This is a genomic window from Streptomyces niphimycinicus (genome assembly GCF_018883605.1).
Lineage (GTDB): Bacteria > Actinomycetota > Actinomycetes > Streptomycetales > Streptomycetaceae > Streptomyces > Streptomyces niphimycinicus.
The window spans coordinates 1-1260 of the sequence record NZ_JAHLEM010001243.1 but is presented as its reverse complement, the minus strand read 5'-3'; the positions used below and the strand labels follow the sequence as shown (position 1 = coordinate 1260).

Here is a 1260-nt window from a genome sequence, read left to right as displayed (position 1 = left end):
GGGTCCCGGCTGCACGAGGCGGCCCGCGCGGCCGGGCTGCCGGTGATCGCCGAGGCGTTCGCCGACCGCGCCTACACCGCCGCCGGGACCCTCGTACCGCGCGGCGAGCCCGGCGCCGTGGTCTCCGACCCGGACACGGCGGTCAAGCGCGCCCTCGGCTTCGCCCGGGACCGCGCGGTGACCTCGATCGACGGACAGCGCATCGAGGTGGATGTGCGCTCGCTGTGCGTCCACGGCGACACCCCCGGCGCCGCCGACCTCGCCCGCCGGGTGCGGGACGAGCTGACGGCCGCCGGAGTGCGCGTGGCGGCGTTCATATGACCCTGCGGTCCCTGCCCGTCGGCGAGCACGGGCTGCTCATCGAGGTCGACAGCGGCGAGGCGGCCGAGGCGCTCCACGCCGAGCTGCTGCGCCGTGCCGCCGCGCGGAAGCTGCCCGCCGTACGCGAGATCGTGCCCGCCGCCCGCACCGTGTTCCTCGACGGGCTCGCCGACCCCGGCCGGCTCGCCGCCGAGCTGCCCGGCTGGCGGATACCGCCGCTGGAGCGCGGCGACAGTGAGATCGTCGAGGTGTCCGTGCGCTACGACGGGCCCGATCTGGCCGAGGTCGCGAAGCGGTGGGGGGTGACGCCCGAGGAAGCCGTAAGGATCCACTCGGGCACCGAGTTCCGGGTGGCCTTCTGCGGCTTCGCGCCCGGCTTCGGCTATCTGACGGGGCTGCCCGAGCGGTTCCATGTGCCGCGCCACGCCACGCCCAGGACCCGGGTGCCGGTCGGCTCGGTGGCCCTCGCGGGCGGGTACACGGGCGTCTATCCGCGTGCGTCCCCCGGCGGCTGGCAGCTCATCGGCACCACGGACGCCGTGCTGTGGGACACCGCGCGGGAACCGGCGGCGCTCTTCACCCCCGGCACCCGCGTCCGCTTCGTCCCGGTACGGGGTGCGGCGGGCCCGGAGCCGGACCCCACTCCGGGAGGGACGGCGCCATGACCGACAGCGCCTTCGTCGTCGTACGGCCGGGAGCCCTGACCACCGTCCAGGACCTGGGCCGGGTCGGCCACGCCCATCTGGGGGTGCCCCGCTCGGGTGCGCTCGACCAGCCCGCCCACCGGCTCGCCAACCGCCTGGTGGGCAACGCCGAAGGGGCCGCGACCCTGGAGACCACGCTGACCGGCTGTGCGGTGCGGCTGCGCCGCCCGGCGACGGTCGCGGTCACCGGCGCGCCCTGCCCGGTCACGGTCGACGGCCGCCCCGCCGCGTGGGG

General features: G+C 77.0%; 2 protein-coding genes and 1 pseudogene. All 3 read left to right on the top strand.

Annotated features, from left to right (window positions below; translation table 11 throughout):
- Nucleotides 1-321 (top strand): LamB/YcsF family protein (locus tag KN815_RS49115; protein ID WP_216348204.1); only part of this gene is annotated, 321 nt, incomplete at its 5' end.
- Nucleotides 318-986, top strand: a complete 669-nt coding sequence (locus KN815_RS49110) for a 5-oxoprolinase subunit B family protein (RefSeq protein WP_216348203.1) — start codon at nucleotides 318-320, stop codon at nucleotides 984-986. The genes KN815_RS49115 and KN815_RS49110, both read left to right, overlap by 4 nt.
- Nucleotides 983-1260: pseudogene (locus KN815_RS49105) on the top strand (allophanate hydrolase subunit 2 family protein); the annotation flags it as partial. The gene KN815_RS49110 and the pseudogene KN815_RS49105, both read left to right, overlap by 4 nt.

Bases quoted from the DNA above. Each gene is read 5' to 3' on its own strand.
- KN815_RS49110 (WP_216348203.1), top strand. From the start codon at position 318: ATGACCCTGCGGTCCCTGCCCGTCGGCGAGCACGGGCTGCTCATCGAG.